This is a genomic window from uncultured Turicibacter sp. (genome assembly GCF_938044715.1).
GTDB lineage: Bacteria > Bacillota_I > Bacilli_A > MOL361 > Turicibacteraceae > Turicibacter > Turicibacter sanguinis.
In genome coordinates this window covers 1-25,011 of the sequence record NZ_CALIOS010000039.1, presented here as the reverse complement: position 1 = coordinate 25,011, position 25,011 = coordinate 1, and the positions used below count along the sequence as shown (strand labels likewise).

General features: G+C 34.8%; 22 protein-coding genes. 4 read left to right on the top strand and 18 right to left on the bottom strand.

The genetic code is table 11. The annotated features are described in order from the left end of the window. Positions 1 to 982 precede the first annotated feature (982 nt). From QWC74_RS03770 to QWC74_RS03755, 4 genes are all read right to left on the bottom strand, one after another. Positions 983 to 1,687 carry a pirin family protein gene (locus tag QWC74_RS03770; protein WP_006784870.1) on the bottom strand — a complete coding sequence of 235 codons (705 nt, stop codon included), beginning with the start codon at positions 1,685 to 1,687 and terminating at the stop codon, positions 983 to 985. A gap of 281 nt (positions 1,688 to 1,968) precedes the next feature. Then, a complete protein-coding gene (locus QWC74_RS03765; RefSeq protein ID WP_006784871.1) occupies positions 1,969 to 2,754 on the bottom strand; it encodes a hypothetical protein in 786 nt (261 codons plus the stop codon). Positions 2,755 to 2,854: 100 nt separating this feature from the next. After that, complete coding sequence (locus tag QWC74_RS03760) at positions 2,855 to 3,850, bottom strand: RNA polymerase sigma factor RpoD/SigA (protein ID WP_006784872.1); 996 nt, start codon at positions 3,848 to 3,850, stop codon at positions 2,855 to 2,857. A 43-nt stretch (positions 3,851 to 3,893) separates the two neighbouring features. Further along, positions 3,894 to 4,475, bottom strand: coding sequence for a class I SAM-dependent methyltransferase (locus tag QWC74_RS03755; protein ID WP_006784873.1), 582 nt, complete (start codon positions 4,473 to 4,475; stop codon positions 3,894 to 3,896). Between the two features lie 119 nt (positions 4,476 to 4,594). Here QWC74_RS03755 and QWC74_RS03750 point away from each other — a divergent pair, with 119 nt between their 5' ends. After that, the gene (locus QWC74_RS03750) at positions 4,595 to 4,786 is read left to right on the top strand and encodes a hypothetical protein (protein ID WP_006784874.1); all 192 of its coding nucleotides are present in this window, start codon (positions 4,595 to 4,597) and stop codon (positions 4,784 to 4,786) included. 30 nt (positions 4,787 to 4,816) lie between these two features. On the opposite strand, the gene QWC74_RS03745 is transcribed toward QWC74_RS03750, so the two are convergent. Then, a complete protein-coding gene (locus QWC74_RS03745) occupies positions 4,817 to 5,614 on the bottom strand; it encodes a DUF92 domain-containing protein (RefSeq protein ID WP_006784875.1) in 798 nt (265 codons plus the stop codon). Positions 5,615 to 5,697: 83 nt separating this feature from the next. Here QWC74_RS03745 and QWC74_RS03740 point away from each other — a divergent pair, with 83 nt between their 5' ends. Further along, entirely contained in the window at positions 5,698 to 6,339 is a 642-nt protein-coding gene (locus QWC74_RS03740) for a restriction endonuclease (protein WP_006784876.1), read from the top strand. Here the strand turns inward: QWC74_RS03740 and QWC74_RS03735 are convergent. Both QWC74_RS03735 and QWC74_RS03730 read right to left on the bottom strand, forming a co-directional pair. Then, complete coding sequence (locus QWC74_RS03735; protein WP_006784877.1) at positions 6,336 to 6,962, bottom strand: hypothetical protein; 627 nt, start codon at positions 6,960 to 6,962, stop codon at positions 6,336 to 6,338. The two genes, QWC74_RS03740 and QWC74_RS03735, sit on opposite strands and share 4 nt — an antisense overlap. After that, the gene (locus QWC74_RS03730; protein ID WP_006784878.1) at positions 6,959 to 8,275 is read right to left on the bottom strand and encodes a M1 family aminopeptidase; all 1,317 of its coding nucleotides are present in this window, start codon (positions 8,273 to 8,275) and stop codon (positions 6,959 to 6,961) included. The genes QWC74_RS03735 and QWC74_RS03730 overlap by 4 nt, the downstream gene beginning before the upstream one ends. Positions 8,276 to 8,810: 535 nt before the next feature. Between QWC74_RS03730 and QWC74_RS03725 the strand changes: the two genes are divergently transcribed. Continuing rightward, positions 8,811 to 9,209: a cytidine deaminase gene (locus QWC74_RS03725; protein ID WP_006784879.1), complete on the top strand. Its 399-nt coding sequence runs from the start codon at positions 8,811 to 8,813 to the stop codon at positions 9,207 to 9,209. Between the two features lie 22 nt (positions 9,210 to 9,231). On the opposite strand, the gene QWC74_RS03720 is transcribed toward QWC74_RS03725, so the two are convergent. Further along, positions 9,232 to 10,131: an RluA family pseudouridine synthase gene (locus QWC74_RS03720; RefSeq protein WP_006784880.1), complete on the bottom strand. Its 900-nt coding sequence runs from the start codon at positions 10,129 to 10,131 to the stop codon at positions 9,232 to 9,234. A 16-nt stretch (positions 10,132 to 10,147) separates the two neighbouring features. After that, positions 10,148 to 10,645, bottom strand: coding sequence for a signal peptidase I (lepB, locus tag QWC74_RS03715; protein WP_039930977.1), 498 nt, complete (start codon positions 10,643 to 10,645; stop codon positions 10,148 to 10,150). 164 nt (positions 10,646 to 10,809) lie between these two features. Between lepB and pepT the strand changes: the two genes are divergently transcribed. Beyond that, complete coding sequence (gene pepT, locus QWC74_RS03710; protein WP_006784882.1) at positions 10,810 to 12,030, top strand: peptidase T; 1,221 nt, start codon at positions 10,810 to 10,812, stop codon at positions 12,028 to 12,030. 35 nt (positions 12,031 to 12,065) lie between these two features. On the opposite strand, the gene QWC74_RS03705 is transcribed toward pepT, so the two are convergent. The 9 genes from QWC74_RS03705 to QWC74_RS03665 form a co-directional block, all read right to left on the bottom strand. Continuing rightward, the gene (locus tag QWC74_RS03705) at positions 12,066 to 12,611 is read right to left on the bottom strand and encodes a sugar transferase (protein WP_006785844.1); all 546 of its coding nucleotides are present in this window, start codon (positions 12,609 to 12,611) and stop codon (positions 12,066 to 12,068) included. A gap of 256 nt (positions 12,612 to 12,867) precedes the next feature. Next, complete coding sequence (locus QWC74_RS03700) at positions 12,868 to 14,679, bottom strand: ABC transporter ATP-binding protein (RefSeq protein WP_006785843.1); 1,812 nt, start codon at positions 14,677 to 14,679, stop codon at positions 12,868 to 12,870. Further along, entirely contained in the window at positions 14,672 to 16,402 is a 1,731-nt protein-coding gene (locus tag QWC74_RS03695) for an ABC transporter ATP-binding protein (protein WP_006785842.1), read from the bottom strand. Before QWC74_RS03695 ends, QWC74_RS03700 begins: the two co-directional genes overlap by 8 nt. Beyond that, positions 16,395 to 16,844 (bottom strand): MarR family winged helix-turn-helix transcriptional regulator, encoded by a 450-nt coding sequence (locus QWC74_RS03690; RefSeq protein ID WP_006785841.1) that lies wholly within the window; start codon positions 16,842 to 16,844, stop codon positions 16,395 to 16,397. The genes QWC74_RS03695 and QWC74_RS03690 overlap by 8 nt, the downstream gene beginning before the upstream one ends. A gap of 133 nt (positions 16,845 to 16,977) precedes the next feature. After that, a complete protein-coding gene (locus QWC74_RS03685) occupies positions 16,978 to 19,269 on the bottom strand; it encodes an ATP-dependent DNA helicase (RefSeq protein ID WP_006785840.1) in 2,292 nt (763 codons plus the stop codon). A 122-nt stretch (positions 19,270 to 19,391) separates the two neighbouring features. After that, on the bottom strand, positions 19,392 to 20,225 hold the full coding sequence (locus QWC74_RS03680) for a hypothetical protein (protein WP_006785839.1): 834 nt from the start codon (positions 20,223 to 20,225) through the stop codon (positions 19,392 to 19,394). Positions 20,226 to 20,314: 89 nt separating this feature from the next. Continuing rightward, positions 20,315 to 20,716: a hypothetical protein gene (locus tag QWC74_RS03675; protein ID WP_006785838.1), complete on the bottom strand. Its 402-nt coding sequence runs from the start codon at positions 20,714 to 20,716 to the stop codon at positions 20,315 to 20,317. A 336-nt stretch (positions 20,717 to 21,052) separates the two neighbouring features. Beyond that, the gene (locus QWC74_RS03670; RefSeq protein ID WP_006785837.1) at positions 21,053 to 22,609 is read right to left on the bottom strand and encodes an ABC-F family ATP-binding cassette domain-containing protein; all 1,557 of its coding nucleotides are present in this window, start codon (positions 22,607 to 22,609) and stop codon (positions 21,053 to 21,055) included. A 122-nt stretch (positions 22,610 to 22,731) separates the two neighbouring features. Next, positions 22,732 to 24,780 carry a peptide ABC transporter substrate-binding protein gene (locus QWC74_RS03665; protein ID WP_229040091.1) on the bottom strand — a complete coding sequence of 683 codons (2,049 nt, stop codon included), beginning with the start codon at positions 24,778 to 24,780 and terminating at the stop codon, positions 22,732 to 22,734. Between the last annotated feature and the right edge of the window lie 231 nt (positions 24,781 to 25,011).

Here is a 25,011-nt window from a genome sequence, read left to right as displayed (position 1 = left end):
CTGATACAACTGTTCGTCCAATGTATCCAGCTCCTCCAGTTACTAATACTTTCATGACCTTCATCCTTTCTGATTTACACCTCTACTATAAATAAGCTACCCTAATTATTCGCTTACTATTATCTCTTTCTGATAAATTCTTCATCAGTCTCTAATAGTTTAACATAATTTTACTTATTTTCAAACCTTCCTTCTTTTTAAATCTCGTTTAGGATGTCTCATCCTTTCTCCCTCTAAAAAGAGTTTCTGGATATTCACACTCCAAAGTTTTTAAAACCTGTATATTTTAAATATCCAGACTACCGTCCAATTAAATCTGTTCAAATAACGACAGAAATCATACAAGCTCAATCACAAAGGATTTTCATTAAAGATTCTAATTCTGCAACTATTTCACAACCAAAATGATTCATTCTTATCGTTCTTCAAATTGCTCTTAATGCTATTGTGATTGCCTTTAATTTTAATGGTAACGATGAGAACGTTAAGAGGATTCAAAAAAGGATTGAATCCCTTCAACCCTTTCAAATTAATCAATAACGTATGATTCTTAAAGATAGCTATAACGTCACCCCTAATCAACGAAAATTCAAGATTTTACAGCAATTCAATTATCCTTTCAAGTAGCTATTCAAGCCATTATTTTTAATTACAGTAATCAAATTCAGAAATGACTAACCTGCAAAATTTATTAAAATAACTGGAAAATGTTCAATATCAAATTCAAAAAAATTGTCATTTTATCATCAGAAGTATTTATATTAATCAAATTCAAGACGAAGTCATCATTCAAACTGTTGTTGAATGGTTACCATTAATTACAGCTAAAGTCGTAGAAGCCTAATTCTTAATTTAATTTAAGCTTTTTTAAAAAAAAAAAAAAAAAAAAACACACGATCTTTTTAATCCTAGCCCAGGAAACCGATTGATCGTGTGTTTTGCTGTGGGACAATATATTCTATGTCGCTTTTATATTTATGTGCTACTTCCCGTTTATATTCATCTCAATTATCATAAATAAAGACGGTCTTACCGTTTTAATCTTAATCGGCTCTTCAAAAATTTCCATGCCATCTTTTTCTGACATAGCAATGTTATTAATCATAGACTCACCTTCTAATTGAATCAGATAAGCTTGTCTATTTTTTAAAATGTCAAAATCAAGGTCTCGATTAGCTTCAACTTCGCTAACCCAAATATTAACCTCTTGATGAATTTGAATGGGAGCCTCATGTTCCAAGTCACTCACGATTTTTTGCCATTGATTAAATCGTTGCTCTCGCTTAAAGCATCCATATTCTACTTTTGGTGCCACATTTTTTTGATTCGGTCTAATCCAGAGTTGAATCATACGAACTGGTTTTTCTCCCCAATTAAATTCCGCATGCTCCATTCCACTACCTGCACTCATATAATAAAGTTCCCCACGCGTTAATTTCTTTGGCATCCCAATCTTAGGGGTATGTGTTAACTCCCCTGAAATCATATAAGTGATGATTTCTACGTCTTTATGCTTATGTAAATCATGCCCACTATTTACATGCAAAATATCATCATTAATAACACGGATTACGCCAAACTTATTAATATAGGGTTGGTAATAATCTGCATAAGAAAAATGAAAAAGACTTTGTAACCACGTGTGATAGGCTGTCCCTAAGAGGGTATGGTCTATTTTTTTAATCATGCTGCCCCGTCTCCTCCCTCAACTAATTGTGCAATATACCCCATTCTATCATAAATCGACCCAAAACTTTACTTCCAAATTCAAACAAACCTTAAAATCATTGAATCTTTTGCAAAACTTAAATGATACTCCCTCTTGCTAATAGCTTTTAGTTTTGAATCTTATTTCTGTTTATGATGACTTCTCACTTCATCAAACTAGTATTTTCTTTATCATCAGATAAAAAAAGAACGTTAAGACTCATTGAATCTTCTCGTTCCTCTTTTGACTTACTTATTCATTTAGTTTGAAAATTTAAGCATACTAATCCAAGCTTCAACATCTTCAATAGAATGAGTACGAAAAGCATCCTTATACGGTTTCGATAATGGATGAAATGCCGTATAATTTTCAAGCCAGTTTTTTAACTCTAATAACTCTCTTAGAGTCAACTGATCCCACTCATCTGGATTTTCATTTTCTCGAACCAGGTTTAAAGTCATTTCATTCATGATATAGGCTTGTGAAAGAATTTTCAACTTAATAGGGTCTGTTTGTAAAGCAATTCGAATTAAACAAACCGTTGAAATATTATTCCGATTCAGAATCCATTCTCCACCATAAGAATCTTTGAAAAAGATAGACTCATGAATCCCAACTTCTTGTAAAGTTTTAGATTCTTCCAACAATTCTGTTTTAAGTGGTGGAATGATTAGCAACTCTCTTGGAAATAGCTCGAGGAGTGCAGAGACATTCAAAGGTTGAAACGCTGTATTGATTAATCCAATTTCAATATTTGCCTGCAGATAATGCGAGAGAACATCGCGAATTGTGACTTGGTTATCTAAAAATTTTTCTTTTAAAAGCGTTGGACAGGTCCAAAGAAATCCAGGCGTTTTTAAAAATAACTCCTCTTGATTGGGTACTCGTGGCATCGGTTTAAAATTCAAACAGCCAATGGCAAATTGAAACTCTCGCAGTCTCTTCACAACGACTCCATAAGGGAATAGCTCCGTGGATTCAGGATAATAAACTAAAGCATCAAATTCAAACACATCTAATGGCGTTTGTGCATCAATTGGAATCATTTATTTTCACCTTTACTTTTTTATTTTTATTCAACCTACATTATAACTCAAAAAAAGAGACGTTTATGCACTAAATACAAAAATCGTCTCTTTTTTTAATCTAATTAACTAAGTATTCTTTATAACGCATCAATAATGTTCTTAATTTTCTCATTGCTTTTGCTTCAATTTGACGAATACGTTCACGTGTTACGCCTTCAATCTCACCGATTTCTTCTAATGTTTTCTTCTCTTCACCATTTAATCCAAAGCGATGAATAATCACAAATTGTTCGCGTGGATTTAAACTTAAAATCATTTTATCCATGTATGCTTTTAAATCTTCATCCATCGCTTGTTTTTCAGGATTATCATAAATACGCGACATTCCCTCAACTAACATTTCATTTTCATTTGAAATTAAATCTTGAAGTTCAGTATCTTCGTCTTCTTTAGATACAAATCCATTTAATGATGTTGGCTTTAACATATAAGTCTGCACACGCTTAACCGCTTCGTATTTTTCAATTGGAATTTTTAATTCTCCACATAAATTATCTACATCAACGGGTTCATCTTCTTGGTCCGCTTTTTGTTCATATCGCATGACCTGATTAATCGATTCAAACATATGAACGGGAATTCGAATCGTGAACCCTTCATCTGCAATCGTACGAGTTACTGCTTGTTTAACCCAGTAAGTCGCATAAGTTGAAAAGTTATTATCAAATGTAAAATCAAATTTTTCAATGGCTTTCATTAACCCTTCAAGTCCCACTGAAAATAAATCATCGTAATCTAATTTATGATGATAAAACTTTGTATAACGTCCAATAATTTTATGAACTAAATTGGTGTTATTAAAAATTAACCATTCAAGTGCTGTTTCATCATTTTCTAAACGGTATTTTTTTAAATATTCTAAATTATGTTGATACTCATTGGTATGTTTACGCATTAATAAATTATGCGCACTTCCTGCTACTGGACTAATTGTTGATTTCGTTTCTTCCATTTCCATCTTGCTATTAATCTCCCCTCTCATTGAGTCATTAATAACGTTTTTTCTTTTTGTATTAGTACGTTTCTTTTGATTCATTGCCCCCATGCTATTCATCCGATACGTCCTTTCTTTTTATCGAAATCAAATCCTATTCATCTCATAATTTACGGCCAATGACATTGAGCCAAACGACTTTATTTCCTTCATCTCTTAATTCAGTATGACTCCAAGCTGTCTCAATCTTTAATCCACCACATTGGCTAATTAAGTGATGAAATTGCGACGGTGAGTAATATTGAAAAAATCGTCCGTCTTCAACCCCACTTCCTTCCCCTTCTTTCACTGAGATATAAAATACACCCTCTTTTTTCAAACTCTCTCTTATTTTAATTAAAATTGATGGTAACTCTTTAGCGCTAACATGCAATAAAGATGCACAGGCCCAAACACCATCGAATTCTTCGTTAAATTGTATGTCTTCAAATAATTGATTTAAGACAGGTTGTCCAAGTAAAAGACTAGCTTGCGTCGCTAATTCCTTCGACCCATCTACAGCTACGATTTGATATCCATTTTGTTTAAAATAGTAACTATCACGACCTGATCCACACCCTAAATCTAAAATCAATCCCTCCTTTTTTATAAACGGTAAAAACTTTTTATAAGTCGCGCTCAAATCTGCTTTAACCGTTTGAAAAAAGTATTCCTTTGCATGTTGATTATAAAAGTCTAATGTCATCTTAGCACCATTTCCCTTCTGATTATATTAATTTCTTTCAATAATTATCACTCTTTTCTCACATAATAATATCAAAATTCCAAATCAAATATAATGGAATTTTGAAAGGAAGATCTAAAATGGGTAAAAATGAAATGGGTTCTCCAATGAACGCCTCTATGCAAAGTGTTAAAGAAAAATCAGATGTGGAGTTTGGAACAGGTAACGTGGCTGATGTTCGTATCGATGTAAAAAAATCAACGCCTGAAGCCGCCCGTTATACAGAATCTGCCAAAACTAGACGTACACGTCAAATGAATCAAAAACACTAACTTACATCCCCTACGAAAGTAGGGGATTTTTTATTTCATCAAGAGGAACGCAAGTAACGTCACGATGAATTGACTTAATAGATTAACCCAATCATTATTCATCAATGACCAACCGCCTACTAAATTCGTTGGTTGATCATGATGAAGACGTCGCTCTGTTATAAGGTGGCACTCCACACATTCATATTTAGGTTGGATTAAACTCCCCAGATAACTATCTAGAATTGAACCTAGGATTCCTAGGAGACAAACACTTAAAAATAGCGTGCCCCAAGTCTGTGATGAAAGGCTAAAAACCGTCAACCAAATGGCACTAAAACTAGCAATTAAACAAGCACCAGCAATTGAAGCAAGGGTTCCAATAACTGAGACCCCACCTGATAACCCTTTATCTAATGGCTTAAAATTTAAAATAGAGCGAGGTGGATGTGAGCTTAAAACACCGATTTCTGATGCCCATGTATCTGCCGTTGCACTGGCTAAACTAACAGCCGTTGCAACTAAAAAGACTTCTTCGTGACTGATTCCATAGCCTAGGCAACAAAGCGCTGGAATTCCACCGTTACATATGATTTGAATGCTATCTCGCTTAGCTCCTTTTTCATGCAAATGATAGAGATGATATTTTCTTTCTTCCTTGTAGTAAGACCACCACATCGAACTAATAAAAAATAATCCTAACAACCCATATCCATACATGCCGCCACCTAATCCTATTAAAATGCCTACTATTAAGGCCAAAATAGCACCGGATAAAGTTAGAGCTTTCGCTAAATAGGCAACTACTGAAAAGAAAATAGTTCCTATTAAAATTAAAAAGAATTTCATTTTTTACCTCATTTGTCCATTATTTGTATAAATATCATTTTTTCTTATCATAATATAAGCAAATGACTTTGGGAGTGATGATAATGTCTTCTAAACAATTTAAAGAAAGTAAAATTAAGTTTACCGTCTTTTTCTATTTATCTATTTTACTTTCTATCTTTTTCTTATTTCAAATTCGCTATACACTGAACGTTTCAATCAAAAACTGGGATTTAACACAATATACATTGCTTATTTTAGTTGGATGCTTCTTATTAATTTGTATCCTAAGATACCATACTTTTTCATTAGAATTAAAGCAAGAAAAAGAAGTACTTGATTTAGAAATGAAGCAATTAACGTTTAAAAAATCTCAACTAAAAGATAAAATCGCATCCATGAATCCCTATGATTTTGGGGAACTTGTTGCTGATTTATTCCGTGCTAAAGGTTATAAACGCGTCTTTTTAACCCCACACATGAATCAACATTTTTATGATCTTGAAATGTATTTAGATGACGACAAAGTATTGGTCTCTTGTTTATTAGGCCAAAATCAAAGCATTGGTCAGGCTTACTTAGATCGTCTTTACTTAAAAATGAAACAAAACCAAGTGAATCACGGAATTTTTGTTACCCTTGGAACTTTTAATCCTGAATGCTATAGCTTCATTCAAAATAAACCGATTGAAATCATCAATGGTGATGAATTAATTGAGACGTTTGTGTTAAATCCAACTATTTAATTTTCTTGATTCAAAAACTTAAAATAGTTTTCACAAAATTGATTCCATAAGACTTCATATTCCGTTTCTGAAATAATCGGAAGATCGTAAATGGAGTCTTTTTGTTGTTCTTTACAAAACAAAACAAAGTCCTCAATATATGCATCTGTTTCTTCTTCATATGCATAAACTTCTTTAATGTTTAACAACTGTGCTAGCTTCAATCGAGTATGTCCATCTAGTGCAACCCATTGACCCTGAAACTTTGTTACAGGAATCAAAATATCTTTGTCACTTTTAACCCAGGTTGCTAACTCTGTTAACTTTTTTTCATTAATATAAAATTGGCTCGGTTGAATCTCACTTAATAACACTTTAAATCGTTTTTTAGGAGGAGCCTCGTATAAAAGAGTGCCTTGCTGATCTTTTATGACATGAATAAAGCCACTGTAAAACAAAAATTCCTCAATGACCTCGTCTAAATAATGGTCAGTACTCGCATATAATAACGCTTGTTCTTGATTTAAAATATCAAATGCGTATTCATAGACCTCATCTTCTTCTTGAATCTTAAAACACGTATGATGAAGTTGAAGATGAACCTGAAACATTGAACTGCCACTCGGTACTTTTTCAATTTTCATCTCTGACCCTCCCCATCGAAATACCTTTTTATTAACGCATCAAGGGCTTCTTTCCCATAAATCCAATCATTCATAAACGTCGATAAATCATAGGATAAAACATTTTCAGCTAGTTTTTGAAAGTCATTAAAATCAATGGGGTGCTTTTTAGAGGTTTGAATAAGTAATTGAATAAATCGATTAAACGTTGCTTCTCCCATTAACGATTCTAACGCTGCTAAAACAAACGGCCCTTTTGTATAACTATTATACGAAATATTATATTGACCGTAATCACAAATCGGTTCGAGATTTAGACGATCATATTGAACCCTTTGCAAAAAAGATTGTCGATAGGATTCCATTTTTTCCTCATATCGGGTTATTCCATAAAATTTCTTGATTGCAATGGCTTCAAAATAGGAGGCAAAGGCCTCGTCAAAGAAACGCGTTTTTCTCATTTCATGGTTCACACGAGGATTCCACCCATGTCCAATTTCATGATAAAGATGTGTGTGATCGTATTCACCTTCTTTAAATCCATGCTCTTCCATCAATAAATAATCTTCGCCTGCTTGAGAACCAAATCCCTCTTTAATTTCAATGATACTAAATGGTACCACCCGTTCACAACATCCAAATCGTTGTTCAAATAATTCAAAGACTCGATTTAATTCTAGTATAACTTTTTCATATGTTCTCTTGACATCTTCTTCAAAGACAAATAACCGAATAGATTCAGTTTCAATGATTTGATACTTGGCCACACAAATGTCAATTCGCCACATTTTGCGATGACTTTTATAATGATACGTTTGGAATTGAGGTGTTTTTTCAACCCCAATGAATCGTCCCCCACTAGCTACCACATAAGGCATTGGAACGGTGACGTATATGTCATAATGAAATTCATTTAAAATTCCAAGTCTAATGCTTTCCTCATTCGCCTTCGCAAGAATCGGATAAACGAGACAATCATTTCGAAGGATTGAAAACTCAGGTGAAAGCGAATCTTTAATATATGGAAAAATTGATTCATAGCCACTGATTGTTCCCTCATACTTGATCTCTAGTTCGTCAATATCTCCTTGAGGTAAAAAGACTTTGATTTCATTGACTTGATAATTGGTCTGAACTGTTTTAATTTCCTGTTCAAAAGATAAGAGCGCACCCTGCTTCAACCTAATTTCGAGGACTTTTAACTCATGATACAATAAGAAAAAAAGCGTTGAATCTTCAGATTCCCCCTCTATTTGAATGATACTTCTTCCTTTAAGTTTTTCATCATGTCGCAAAACATCAAGACTCAACTGATAATGTAAAATTCGATTCATCGTTTCCCTCCAGTCTTGAACTGTTATCTCAAACAACATTAACCTTATTTTACCACATTACCTTCTGCTAGGACTGTTTGTTTTGTTTAAATTCGGTAATTTTTCAATAAAAAAACAACCCTTTCCTTGAGTGGTTTAGTGAGATTGACGACTAACTTCTAAAATAAAATCTGATGCTTTTTAGAACCACCTAATTGATGAAAACTTTTGGCCAGTTGATTGACCTTTTCTTTGTATCTTGAATCCTGAATAACGTTTAAAGTCACCTCTTTAATCACTTAAAAAATAATTGATCAACGCTCTTTAAACTCAAAGTTAAGTTTAATGGCATTAAAAGACTAATTTTTTTAAAATCCTTCAAAATCCATGTTTAGCCCTTGCATTTCCTTTTAAATTATGTTAACCTTATTTACCCCACTATTTAGAGTTCTCAATATGCTTCTTTTTACCAACATTCTTTCATGATTTATGTTTTTAGTATGATTGCATAAACTTTAAATAGGTAATTGACGATTTTTGAATCGGAGTGATTAAAATGTTTGAAGAATTAATTAAAAAAGCGGAAGCCGTTTTAAAACCAAGACGACTATCATCTACTGCTGAAGCATCAAGTGTTGCCGCTGCTATTTTAACGAAAGAAGGTCATATTTATACAGGAGTCTGTATTGATACAGCTTGTTCAATGGGATTTTGTGCTGAACATTCAGCTGCTGCTGCCATGATTACAGCTGGTGAAAGTGAAATTGTTAAAATGGTCGCAATTAACAAGCGTGGAAATATCCTTCCTCCTTGCGGGAGATGTCGTGAATTTATTAGTCAATTAAATGATGCGAACATTGAGGCTGAAGTCTTAATTAATCGTCAACGTGCGGTTAAACTGATTGATTTATTACCTTATGATTGGCGTCAATCAAAAATGTCCGAAGTTGAATAAGAACTTCGGACATTTTTTGATGCTATTTAATTAAAGATTGCATGTCTAATGGCATTGGAATACTGAATGATAAGTTCTCCTTTGTCATTGGATGCTGCATTTGAATTTTTGCTGAATGCAAGGCTTGGCGTTTTAATTTTCCTACTTTAGCCACCCCTCCATATAAGACATCCCCTAGTAATGGATGTCCTAAATGACTCATATGAACTCGAATTTGGTGTGTACGCCCTGTCTTAAGTTCTAATTCAACGAGTGAATACGTCTTAAATTGTTTTTTGACTTCATATAAAGTCACAGCTTGATCCCCATTTTTAGCGACACGACGTCTGGCACGATGATGGCGATCCTTTCCGATTGGAGCATCAATACGCCCTTTTCTCGTTTTCAGATTGCCACTGACGAGAGCTAAATACCAACGTCTAATTTGTTTTTCAGATAATTGATAGTCCATTAAGCTATGCGCCATAAAGTGTTTGGCAAAAATGATGCCACCACTTGTATCAGTATCAATCCGATGAATATAACGAATCCGCTCATTGAAACCTTTTTGCTCATAATAATAGGCTACGCCATTCACCAACGTATTTAGTCCATCTTTTTGATCAGGATGTACCATCACTCCCGCCGGTTTATTTAAAATGAGTAAATGTTCATCTTCATACACAATATCAAGGTTCATTTTTTGTGGCTTGAAGTCAATCCCCTCTGATTCAAAGACGGGAATTAATAAGATATCGCCCACTTCTAGAATTTTATTAAAATCAGCAATCTGAGCATTTAGTTGTACCTTTTTTGACATATATAACTCATGAATCTTTTTACGAGCAAGATGATACGTCATCAAAAAGTCTCGGATACTTTGCCCGGCTTGTTTTTCTTCTATTTCAAATCTTAAGTTATTTGCTTCACGAGTTACGTTCATTTCTTCCACCACACACTTATTTTTTGATTTGTCTGACCACGCCCAACACATCCTCTTTAACATCTATAAATCCGATGGCACGTGAATCTAAACTATGATTTCGATTGTCCCCCATGACAAACAGTTTTCCCTCTGGGACACGCCATGTCTTTGACCCTACTTCAATCATCGTTTCATTCAAGTAAGGTTCATCAATTAATTTCCCGTTCACATAGACGCGATGTTGATCAATTTTAATCTGATCACCACTCACCCCAATGACACGTTTTAAGAAAAATTTATGCTGATTTTTAACATGTGCATTAAAGGCAATTAAGTCGTTAATTTTAGGTTCTCGCCTTTTGTAAGCACGACGATCAATCAGAACAATTTGATTATGTTTAATCGTTGGAACCATTGACTCACCACGTGCTAAAGCAATTCGAACAAATCTTGAAATCGCATATCCAATCATTAAACTAACGCCTATTTCAATCACATCATCTAGGAATGTATTTTTTTCTTCCACGCTCATTCACCCCATCTTATTTGACTCTTTTTATTATATCACATCACACCCGATTAAAAAGAATGGATATTTTTATGAATTCTTTTTATATTTTCCAATCTATGCTATGCTATACATAATCTGATTTTAGATGACCAAACTATAGACAAACAAAAATTGGAGGGTTTATTATGCGTACTGTTGTCGATCGTTTTATCAAATATGTTTCCTTTGACACAAAATCAAATCCTGAGTCTACGACGACTCCTTCCACTCCATCACAATTAGCATTTGGTGATGTATTAGTTGAAGAGTTAAAAGAATTAGGCTTACAAGACATTCGAAAGGATGAAAATGGCTATATTTATGCGACATTACCTGCAAATTGTGAATCAGATGCGCCAGTCATCGCTTTTATCTCTCATATGGATACAAGCCCTGATTTTAATGCTGACCATGTTAAACCTCAAATTATCGATTACCAAGGGGGAGACATTATTTTAAATCAGGAAAAAAACATTGTCTTATCCCCAACTGACTTCCCATCTCTTAATCAATACGTGGGTCAACAGCTCATTACAACAGATGGAACAACCTTACTTGGGGCAGATGATAAAGCAGGAATTGCTGAAATTATGACAGCAATGGATTATTTAATTCAACACCCTGAAATTAAACACGGAACGGTTAAAGTAGCATTCACCCCAGATGAAGAAATTGGACGTGGCGCTGATCACTTCAAAGTTGAAGAATTTAAGGCTGATTTTGCTTATACGATGGATGGGGGTGTTCTAGGTGAACTACAATATGAATCCTTTAATGCGGCGGGCGCTAAACTTACCATTCATGGAAAAAGCGTTCACCCAGGGGATGCTAAAAATAAAATGATTAATGCGGCGTTAATCGCCACTGAAATTGCAAACCAATTCCCCGTGAATGAAACACCACAACATACAGAGCATTACGAAGGATTTTACCATTTAATTGACATTAGTGGTCACTGTGAAGAAGCCGTTTTAAAATACATCATCCGTGACTTTGATACGGAGCAATTTAATGCACGTAAAAAATTCGTCGAAAAAGTGGTTCAAGACTTTAATCAAAAGTATCCGTCTCATACAGTCGAACTTGAATTAAAAGACCAATACTATAATATGAACCTTCATATCAAAGATAAAATGCACATTGTCGAACTTGCTAAAAAGGCATTGATTGAAGTTGGGGTTGAACCGTTAATTGTTCCAGTTCGTGGTGGTACAGATGGTTCAAAATTATCATTTATGGGGTTACCAACGCCTAATCTCTTCACAGGTGGACATAACTTCCACGGAAAATTTGAATATATTCCAATTCCTTCAATGGAAAAAGGAGTAGAAGTCATTGTTAAAATCGCTGAATTAGCAGCAAAATAAAATATAAAAAAAAGTCATCCTTAAGATGACTTTTTTTATATTCGATGAACTCCGAACAGTTGAAGAATCGTAATTCCGATAATTTTCAAATCAAAAGCTAAACTTTGATGCTCGATATAATATAAATCTAGTTTAAATTTTTCTTCCCATGTTAACTGTTTGTGTCCATGAATCTGACTCCATCCTGTCATCCCAGGACGGACGGCATGTCTTTTGATGCGAATTTGATTTTTTGAGGGAATTGCTCGAATTAATACCGGACGTGGCCCTACCAAACTCATGTCACCTTTTAAGACATTGAAAAGTTCTGGCAAATCGTCTAAACTATATTTTTTCAAAAAAGCTCCAATGCGTGTTAATCGTTGCGTTGGCTTTAACAGATGCCCTCGTTCATCTGTTTCATTTGTCATGGTTCTGAAGCGATACATCGTAAATAGTTGTTCATTTAATCCTGGATAACGATGTTTGTAAATGATCGGCCAACCTAAATCACATAGAACAATCACGGAAAGGATGAGATAAAGTGGTGAAAGTAATACCATTAACAATAATGAGATTTCAATATCAAATAAACGTTTCAACTTAACCGCCTCCCCTTTTAACGATTAGTTTTTCTTCCTAATTTAATTATAAACGTTTTCATAATTTTTGCCATATTTTTTCTGTTTATATTATTACTTTATGCAAAATTCTTTCTTTTTTGACGACTTATTACCTAGCTACTTTGCAATAGGTGATTAGAATTTCAAGTAAAGGACCTGATATGATCTCATAACAAGATATTCTCATTCAAACTTAAAAAGATGTTAAAGACTAAGTCCTTAACATCTTTTTTCATTATTCACGGAATTGACTGTTATATAGATTAGCATAGAAACCATTTGCAGCTAATAAAGTATCATGATTTCCACGTTCAATGATTTCACCTTGATTTAACACCAGAATTTGATCGGCATTTCGAATCGTACTTAAACGATGAGCAATCACAAACGTCGTTTTACCTTCCATTAAATGTAACATCGCTTTTTGAATTTCAACTTCTGTTTTCGTATCAATGGATGACGTGGCTTCATCTAAAATGAGAATAGAAGACTGTGCTAAAATCGCACGAGCAATCGCGAGTAACTGACGTTGTCCTTGAGAGAGATTACTTCCATTATCGGCTAAGATGGTGTCGTAACCGTCTGGTAATTGCATAATAAACTGATGAGCATTGGCCATCTTTGCCGCATGAATCACCTCATCATCATTTGCACTTAAACGACCATAACGAATGTTCTCACGAACCGTTTCAGAGAATAAGTAGGTATCCTGTAAAACCATCGAGATACTTTGGCGTAAACTCTTACGAGTCATCCCATTGATGTTTTCACCATCAATTAAAATCTCACCACTCTCAATATCATAAAACTTCGTTAGTAAATTAATAATTGTCGTTTTACCCGCTCCAGTTGGTCCTACAATGGCCACCGTTTCACCACGGCGAGCATGGATTGAAGCATCTTTTAAAATCGTTTTACCGGTATCATAAGAGAACTTAACACGGTTTAAGATGACATCACCATCTAAATTTTCAACGTCCTTAGCATCAGCTAAATCTTCTTCAGGCGCTTCATCCATAATATCAAAGACTCGCTCTGCTCCAGCTAATGCAGACTGAATCGTATTCGCTAAGTTTAAAATTTCATTGATTGGTCTTGTAAAGTTTCGCATGTATAAAATAAACGTAAACACAATTCCAACCGTCATATTCATTCCTGATAAAATAAAAATTCCACCAAAAACAGCAACAATTAAGAAGGTAATATTATTAATAAAGTTGTTGACAGGTCCCATAAATCCTGATAAAGCTTGGGCCATCACTGCACTTTTCGTTAGTTTTCGGTTAATCGTTGCAAAGTTTTCCTCAGCAAATTCTTCTTGAGAAAATAAGAAGACTGCCTTTTGACCTGAAACCATTTCCTCCACATAGCCATTTAACTCCCCTAAATCTTGCTGTTGCTTCACAAAGAAAGGTTGAGTTTTCTTGACTAAAAAGCGTGAAACTAAAAACATCAACGGTGTCGTTAATAAGCCAACGATGGTTAACGCTGGGCTCAATAATATCATAGCCACTAACATTCCAAGAATCATGATAATACCTGAGAATAATTGGGTAATGCTTTGAGATAAGGTCATGTTAATGTTATCAACATCATTTGTTAAACGACTCATCAAATCTCCACTTGAATGCGTATCAAAGAAACGGAGTGGTAACTTTTGTAAACTACTAAATAGATGACGGCGAATTTTTGCCGTTGTTTTTTGCGATAAAGTTAACATGATTAAGTTTTGAATGTAGGTTGCTAAGACACTAATAACATACATTCCCCCAAGCATTAAACAGATTCTTTGAAGGCCTGATAAGTCACCTGGAATAATATAATCATCAATAATATCTCCATATAGACGAGTCGCTAAGACACTGATGAGTGTTGTAATAATACATAAAATAAAAACAATGATAATTGCAAGTTTTTGATTCCCAATATAGCCAAGCAAACGTCTAATGGTATGCTTAGGATTTTTAAGTTTTTCTTTTTGATGTCCAAATCGAGCACCAGGTCCGCCTCCAGGGCGAGGTCCAAATGATGGTTGTGGTCTACTCATTCATAACCGCCTCCTCTCCTAATTGTGAAATGGCAATGCTACGATAAATCTCATTCGTTTTTAATAATTCTTCGTGGGTTCCAATCCCTGAGACTTGACCATGATCAAGGACGATAATTTGATCTGCATCCATAACTGCTGAAATACGTTGAGCAATTAAAATGACGGTACTATCTTTCATACGCTCTTTAATCGCACGTTGTAATTTACTTTCAGTCGCCATATCTAAAGCGCTCGAGGCATCATCTAAAATTAAAATTTTAGGATTTCTAATTAACGTTCTGGCAATTGAGACACGTTGCTTTTGACCACCTGATAAATTTTTCCCACGTTGTTCAACCACCGTATCATAGCCATCTTCTTTTGTCTGAATAAACTCTAAAGCTTGAGCATCTATTGCAGCCCTATTTAATTCTTCCTCTGTTGCCTCATGATATCCAAATTTGAAGTTTGAAGCAATCGTTCCTGAGAATAAGATGCTTTCTTGTAGTACGACCCCAATTTGATCACGTAAATCTTTGAGGCGAAGAGATTTAACATTCTTCCCACCAATTAAAACTTCTCCTTCTGTTACATCATAAAGGCGTGGAATTAAGCTAATTAAAGAACTTTTCCCTGATCCTGTTCCTCCAATAATTCCGACTTGTTGCCCTTGTTTGATATGGAATGAAATATTTTTTAAAACCTCTTCACTGTGATCATGATATTTAAAGGAAACATTTTTAAATTCGATATCGTAGGCATCTAAGTGTTGCGGGTGATTCGATTCTTTAATGCTTGATTCAGTTTTTAAAACTTCATTGATACGATCAGCTGATGCTTTTGCACGTGATAAGTTCATCGAAATCATAATGACCATCATCATCGACATCATAATTTGAGTTAAGTAGTTAATGAACGCTAAAATTTTCCCTGTTTCAAGCAAACCATCGTTCACGAGATATCCTCCGTACCATAAGACGACAATCACGCTAAAGTTAACGACTAGCATCACAACTGGATTTAATAAAATCATGAGTTTTTGCGCTTTAATACTTTGGTTCATTAAATCATCATTTGTTTCATCAAAGCGTTCATGTTGTTTTTCTTCCATATTAAAGGCTTTTATTACACGTACCCCAAGTAAGTTTTCACGCATCACATTATTTACATTATCAATTTTTTCTTGCATGGTTTTGAATAACGGGAATGATTTTGACATAATTAGAGCGACAAAGATTAAAATGATTGGAATAGCAACGACTAAAATAATCGATAATTTATGACTTAATCGATAAGCCATAAATAGTCCCCCAATACATAAAAATGGCGCACGAACTAAGATTTTTAAAGCCATTAAAAACATCGTTTGAACTTGAGTAATATCATTTGTTAAACGCGTGATTAATGAAGATGTTTTTAAATGGTCAATCTCTAAAAAGGATAAACTTTGAATTTTTGAAAATAATCCCTCACGAAGATTTTGACCTAAATTCAGGGCAGCAATCGTGGCAAAAATCCCACATCCAACTCCACCAAGTAAACCGATGATGGCAAAGATTAACATTTTAATCCCTGTTGCTACGACATAGGCATAGTCATTATTTGCAATCCCGATATCAATAATGTTTGAAAGTAGTGTCGGTAATGATAAGTCCATCGCTACTTCTACAAGCATTAAAAGAGGTGCTATGATAGCACATAAAATAGCATGCCCTTTTAAGTATTTTAATAAATTACTCATCGTGTTGAGACTCCCTTCCCTTTAAATTTTGACAAATTCGATTTAAATACTCGACTGTTTTTGCTTTTTCTTCTTCTGTAAATCCCTTAAATGAATCTTCATCTATTTGTTCAAATACTTTTTGAACCATGTGTTGACGATTCTTTCCCTCATCTGTTAAATACACATTTAAAACACGGCGATCTCTATCATTTGCTTGACGATATATTAAGCCATTGCGTTCTAAATGCCCCAGTAAACTTGTAGCTGTAGCAGGTTCTATATGACAGTGTTTCGCTAATTCTTTTTGAGAACAACCATTGTGTTCACATAAGAAATCTAATATTTTGGGCTGACCTACCGTCAAATCAAGCTTCGTAAATTGTTCATGACAAATCGTACGATGAGCTTTTAATGTTTTAAACAAAACATGATGTAAATGTTTAGATTGATGAGGATTCATAGGTATGATTCTCCTTCCGCTTTTATATAATTAGATATCTAATTATTAGCTATCTAATTAATAACATAGACTATTTAGATTGTCAATCAATCCCAAATATATTTAAAAAACAGCAAATAAACTTGCTGTTTTTTTATCTTATAAACTTTGCGTGCTGCCATTCGTAAGGAAATAGAGCTAAATAAGTCGGCTCTAAATACCGTTCATCAATTAACATCACCGTTCCTCGGTCTTCATCTGTTCGAATCACGCGCCCGACTGCTTGCATGACTTTATTAAATCCAGGGTAAACATAAGCGTATAAGTAACCTTTTTGGAACTTTTCTTCAAAGTAATCACGGCGTTGCTCAGTCAACGGATTGATTTGAGGCAATCCTACTCCTACAATCAATGACCCAATTAAACGATCTCCAATCAAATCAATTCCTTCGCTAAAGATACCTCCTAGTACACAAAAAGCCACTAACGTTGTGACATTCGTTTCATTAAACTTTTCTAAAAAGGCATCACGCTCTTCTTCACTCATATCCCGCTGCTGAAAAAGTAACTCTTGCTCATCCTGAACTAACGCAAGGTAAGCCTCATAAACCATTTCTAAATATTGATAGGAGGGTAAAAAGACCATATAATTACCAACTCGTTGTCTCGTCACATGATAAATCATCTGAATGAGATGAGCAAGTGAACGCTCACGTTGCTTATATTTTGTCGAAATTCCGTGCTGAACATATAAATCAAGATGCTCACGTTTAAACGGGGATGGTAAAAAGATTTTTTCACACGCCTCTTCATGAAGTAGCACCGTTTGATAATAATCTAGTGGATGTAGCGTCGCTGAAAATAAAATGGTCGAGCGAACTTTCTCCATTTTCTCACTCAAATAAAGACTTGGATTTAAACAAACGATACTTACTTTGACCTCAATGCCAAACCGTTCATAACGGACTCTAAAACTTTCATTAAAATAGTCTGAGATTCTTAAAAATTGATGCAATTCAAAGTATAAATTCATCAATTGTGGTTTGTATTCTGTGTCCTGATGCTGATACAAATACTTCTCTAGGACGTCAAGTAAATCTTGGGCACGATTTAAAAAGGATAAGTCCATATCCTCTTTAAATAAATCAAATACTTTCTTTTCTTCTAATTCATGACGATACTCAATAAATTTCATGTTTAAATTAGCGAGTGACTTAGATAAGCCTTTATGACGGTCTTTAAATAAACGTTTAAGCTCTTGAATTGGTTCTTTTGACAAACTCGCACTATACATCTCACAGGCTCGATCATATAAGTTATGTGCCTCATCAATGAGCGCAATATGAGACGAAGGTTCCTCAAAGAAACGTCTTAAAAAAGCGCGAGGATCAAACATATAATTATAGTCACCAATAACCGCATCACTAATTGACGCCATGGCAAGTGAAAACTCAAATGGACAAACTTGATGTTTTTTAGCATAGGTTTCAATTCTTGAGCGATTAAACAGTTGTTCTGATTCGAATAAATCTTTAGTTGCCTCGTTAATACGATCAAAATAACCTGCGGCATAAGGGCAAAATTTCGGATCACATTTGACTTCATCCATAAAACAAATTCTTTCTTTAGCAGTGATAGTGGTCACTTTAGCTTGCCATCCACTTGCATGGCAACGGTCAAATGCTTTCTCTGCCACGTCCCGTCCAATCGTTTTAGCGGTCAAGTAAAAAATTTTTTGTTCTGTGTTACTTAACGCTTTAATACTTGGAAAAATAGTTCCCATTGTTTTTCCGATGCCGGTTGGCGCTCTTAATAATAAATTCTTTTTTTGCTTAATGGTTTGATACACGGCACCTGAGAGTTCACGTTGATATTCACGAAATTCCCCAAATGGAAACTGAAGGGTTTTGGCTGTCTTTAATTTTAACTGCATTGATTTTAATAAAATAAAATACCACTGTAAGTAAACCTCTAATGTGTGATTCATGAAAGGTTCTAACTCATCAAGTGTATATTCTTGATCGAAAGCCCGCTCCTCTGTCCCGTCTAAATTACAATAAATTAACCGAACGATGACTGAATTTAGCTCGGGATGTTTAAGTAAATATAAATAAGCATAGACTTTGGCCTGAGCATAGTGTACCGGACGGTCATTTTCTTCAATGAGCTCTAATCGTCGGGTCGTCGATTTTATTTCTCCAATAATGATGCGTTCATCTCGATGAAGTAATAGATCCATACGACCACTTAAAATAACATCGTGTTCTTGATGCTTTACACTCATTTCGAGATAAACTTCGCACTCCTCATCAAGATATTTTTTTTGAATTGCTTGATGAGCATTTGTCCCATGCTGTGCACGATTAGCTTGAAAATATTCTAAGTTTAAATCGCCTTGTTGGTAGACATATCCCACCACCTCTTTAACACCTTTTTGAATCACCATATTTCTCACCAAACTTCATTTTTATTATTCATCATATCATTTTTTTTGACATTATCCTAGCTAATAAATTGTTCCACCTTCATCAAAAAAGTCACCTTAGCTTAACTAAGATGACTTTTTCATTATTTAATTTGAATTCGCGTCAGAATCCGTTCGATGAATGCTTCATCTTCGATTAAATCTAATTTCCAACAAATTTCTTTATGTAAAGTTTTGAATTCCTCTAGAATCAGGTCGACCTTTTCTTTTAAATCCTCTAGCGTCCCCTCAACACGCCAGCTGATTAATTTCTCCTGTTCTTCAGCAGTTAAAATTGACTCTGGACCCTCCATTCTAGACCAATTCAAATAATGATTCGGGACTTTTCCAGCTTTAAGAATCCACATCGTTGAAATTAACCAACGCATCCTATCTAAGCTATGTAAGGTTTGATACGATTCACGGGCATTGATACTTCGATAAAGTTCATAGTAACTAGCGAAGAATTTACTACGCCAATTATCTAATGCTTCATAATTTAACTGGTACGCGCTACATTCAGACTTTTCAGCCACATAGTTCATTAAACCATATGGGTCATACGCCACTTCAATTTTTTTATGATGCACAGATGGCTTTACATCTTTTGGTTCATATAACTTTAAATGTAGTTTCACTAAGCTATCATATTGAACCACTAATCGTGTGACATCATAGTAATCCTCTTCATAAAATAAAACTTTTCCCCAAGCTGCAACCAAAGAACGCTTATGTTTAACAAAGTTCTCATAAAAAACGGGCTGCACAACCACACTTAAATAAATCTCTTGATGGTTAACTGAATGTTTGGGAAATTCGTAAAAATAGGCCATAATGTGATGGTGATGTTCTAAATCATTTTCAATGACATCTAGCATGTCCTCGCGCTCTAAGTCAATTTTAATCCCATCTGTCGCTAATAACTCACCCTGCTTCATTCTATCCCCTCCGGAATATGTAAATATCTGTCATTATATCACATTTTCCGTTGAATAACTATCACCTTTTTCTTTTTTTGTAAACCCTTTTATAAATCATTCAACTGTTCCCCTTGCTCAATAACTTCATATCCTTTTGCATTGACGTGTTTGACTCTCATCATCCAGGTCTGAGTGCTATAATCTCGCTCAATCTCATTTGCAATCACTAAATCATAGTTAAGCCTTAACAAAAACTCATCTCTTTTTTTAGAAACCACTTCAATTTGATTTAATGTACACTGACAGTCAATCTCTTCATATCCAAATTTTTGTTTTAATTCATTGATATGCTCATTCAACAATGCCTGCCCAATTTCCTTTAAATCCTGTTCCGCTTTTTCTTCGCGACGTTTTAACCAAACTCCTCCAATGACGCCAATCCCAAGTAAAACACAAACACTTGATTTTACCCAAATTTCGTTATATTCCACCTTTTTTTTACGCTTCATGTTCATCCCTACCTAAAAATTTTGCATTTCACTTCATTATAAGAGAGAAAAAGTGCAAATATACAAGAAACTTAGCAATTCCACGAAATTTTCCTTGTTTTTATCCTTAGTTTACATTCTCAGTATCTAAGTCTTTATGAACGTTAACCCTCTCTTATGACAAAACAGACAGAAATCCACGATCCAAATCATCTTTTACTTCTCCTTATAAAGAAAAATAACATCATTAAAGGATGTCACTTTCCAATCAACAACAAGCTCTTCATCAAAAGGTGGCACTTTCATAAAATAAGAAAAAGCATGAAAGCTCTTTAACAGGCTTTCATGCTTTTTTAACTAAACTAAACGAGTGGTCCACTTTTCTCCATCCCAAATATCTGTCACCACATCACGATAGAATTCAGGTTCATGGGAAATCAGTAACACACTTCCTTTATATTCTTTAATGGCACGTTTTAACTCATCTTTCGCATCAACATCTAAGTGGTTCGTTGGCTCATCGAGAATTAAAACATTTGATTCACGATTAATTAACTTAGCAAGGCGAACTTTAGCTTGTTCTCCTCCACTTAAGACCATGACTTTACTTTCAATGTGTTTCGTTGTTAATCCACATTTCGCTAACGCAGCACGAGCTTCCCCTTGTGTTAAATGAGGAAACTCATCCCAGAACTCTTGTAAACATGTTTTATCTTTTCCACCTTTGATTTCTTGTTCGAAGTAACCAATGTGTAAAAATTCTCCACGTTCAACAGATCCTGAAATCGGTTGAATTTCACCTAAAAGGCTACGAAGTAGCGTTGTTTTCCCAATTCCATTTGCTCCGCAAATCGCAATTTTTTGCCCACGTTCCATTGTTAAGTTTAATGGAGATGATAATGGCTCACCATATCCAATCACTAAATCTTTTGTTTGGAAAATATAACGACCGGCTGTACGAGCCCCTTTAAAGTTAAACTCTGGTTTTGGACGCTCAGAAGCTAGCTCAATCACTTCCATTTTATCTAATTTCTTTTGACGTGACATCGCCATATTACGTGTTGAAACACGGGCTTTATTTCGAGCAACGAAATCTTTTAAATCAGCAATCTCTTGCTGTTGTTTTTTATAAGCAGACTCTAATTGTGCTTTTTTTGCTTCATAGATACGAACAAAGTTATCGTAATCTCCTACATAGCGGTTTAATTCTTGATTCCCCATGTGATAGATTAAGTTAATTACACTATTTAAGAATGGGATATCATGAGAGATTAAAATAAAAGCATTTTCATATTCTTGTAAATAACGAGTTAACCATGTCACGTGCGCCTCATCTAAGTGGTTCGTCGGCTCATCAAGTAATAAGATATCTGGCTTCTCCAGTAATAATTTCGCTAATAATACTTTTGAACGTTGTCCACCACTTAATTCTGAAACATCGCGGTCAAGTCCAATATCTTGAAGTCCTAATCCTTTAGCCACCTCTTCTACTTTTGCATCGATGACATAGAAGTCATTGTTTGTTAAAATATCTTGTAAAACCCCGACTTCCTCAAGAAGTTTATCCATCTCATCAGGATCAACTTCTCCCATTTTCATATATAAATCGTTAATTTTAGCTTCCATATCAAATAAATATTGAAAGGCTGTTTTTAACACATCACGAATGGTCATACCAGGTTGTAGTGCCACGTGCTGATCTAAATATCCAACACGAACATTACGTGACCATTCTACTTTCCCTTCATCTGGCACTAATTTTCCAGTAATAATATTCATAAATGTTGATTTACCTTCACCATTTGCTCCGATTAAACCGACATGCTCACCCTTTAATAAACGGAATGATACATTTTCAAAAATCGCACGATCCCCAAACCCATGACTCAAGTTGGTAACAGTTAAAACACTCATCGTGACTCTCCTTTCCCAAGTGACGACGTTGCGCCCTTCGACTGAAATTTTCCTTATTCGATTATATCTAAGATTTGAAAAGATGAAAAGAACATTTTCAAAAATTCAGTTGTTAATTTTAGTTAAGGAAGGATTTTATCGACATTGATAGACGGAGCGATTTGATTACGTTTTTGTATCCACTGTTCTTTATATTGGTTTCTTTCCACGACGGTAATGATATGATCACTAATTTGCATTCCTTTAAACTTCATCGTCGATAAACCATAAGAACTATAGGGTTTGGTATACGGAATAATTTTTGAGACGGCATAACTTCCACCAGAGGTTGAAAGAGGAATAAAATACGCCTGATCAATCGCAAAAGCTTCAGCCTGCGCATACAATTCATACCGTAAATCTGGGTCATTTACAACATCAGATGCGGCTTGTTTTAAATATCCAAATTTATTTAGTCCAATTTGTTCTTTAATTTGACGATCTTCTTCGGTTTCAATCACGGCTTGATTCAATCCAAAATATTTCAACATATCTCCCTGCTTAGGATCTAAAATATCCATATAACTTTTAGGATCACCATAATCAGGTGACCATGCGGTTGCAAAATAAAGATCGGTATTCACTAGACTAGCTGACTTAGTCGCGGCCAGATGTTCTCTTGAAGTCGTGATTAAATTAATCACCACATCTCCTTTTAACTCAGTTTCAAGACTATTCTTTAATGCTTGGGCACTTCTAAAACTCATTTCACTCTCACCATTGATTAAAACATCGAGATAAACTGGAAAATCTACCCCTTGTTCCATTAATTCCGCTTTAGCTACTTGCATCAATTCTTTTGCAAGTCCTGGATTAAAATAGCTCATTTGACCATCTTCAACCGTAAAGTTTTCGGGATATAACATTGGATTGAGTCGTTTTAATGAATCGCCGACTAGCTCACCATATGTTTGATGATAAGAGGTTTGAACAAAGTCAGGTTGGGTAATTAAGTTTCGAACGGAAATCTCTTTCAGTTCTTCACCAACACTTTGTGCATTAACAGCTGATACATCCAGTCCATGTAAAATGGCCTGGCGAAAAGCTTGATTTAAAATCGCTAACTTCGTATCCTCACGTTGCTTAGCTGTTTTAGGCGAAATGTCAATTCGGGGATCTAACGGAGAGTGATACGCTTGACGGTTAAACACAAAACAAGCAAAAGAGGTTGCGCTACTTGTTTCCGTCACAAAAATAGAATCGCCATACTTTTTCTTCGCAAAGGCATAAATAGCCGCATTATAAACATCAATCGGAGCTGATGTAATTTCTCCTCGTTCAAAAGCTAAAAATAGACTAGTCGGATCCAAACTTTCCGAATAAATGAGTTTTACTTTTGGAATATAAACTGATTCTGCATCCCAATAATCAACATTTGCGGTATACTCAATCACAGATTTTGAAGTAAAGTTTGTTAAACGATACGCGCCATTATAAAGGATAGACTCTGGATTTAAATTTCCAAATGAACAATTCGATAAGTCTGGACTTCCAAGACGACATCCACTTCCCTTCGATTCTAGAAAACTTTGATTCACCGGTAGTAAAATCGAGTATGTCGTCATGCTTGGAAAGTACGGAGTCGGAGAATTTAGCTCATATTGTAACGTATAATCATCAATCGCTTTTACCCCCACTTCATCAAATGTTACTTCTCCATTGACATAGGCTTCTAAATTTTTGATAACATCTTTGACAAGATATAAGGTTTGAGATTGAAAATCAGCAGCATGCCAAAGTCCAGCCACAAAATCATGCGCCCTGACTTCATCGTAAACACTCCCCTCATCTGTATACCATTTAATTCCTTCTTTCAACTTAAACGTCCAAATCGTTGCATCCTCATTACTTTCCCAATGACTAGCAACAGCGCCAACTAAATTCCCATACGCATCATGTTCAATCAATCCATCAATAAAATTGGCAAAGTGCTTGGAGTCTGTTTGCTTGAACGTATATAAATAATCAAATGTTTCCGGATCTATCGAATAAAATCCTTGATAATTTTTTTTAGGTTCTATGACTTTTACAGCCGTCTCATCTATCGATTCAGCATGAGCTTGAATGATTTGTGAGACTACAAACCAACTCATCACAATAAGTAAGAAACTTATCGATTTTTTCAAGACCATCACCTCATTAAAGTAAAAAAAGTAGCATTTTTTGCTACTTTTAGTTTCCCACTTTAATAAAGCGTCTATACTTGTAAAATATTGTGCTATTTAACAGTCTCTACCTCATATGTTTGGCCATCCGTCGTAATCACGATATGTCCAAGATCAGCTGTCACATAAATATCCTCCGTATAAGCTTTTAAGCGGTTTAATAAAACCGGATGTGGATGGCCATAGGGATTGTTTTTT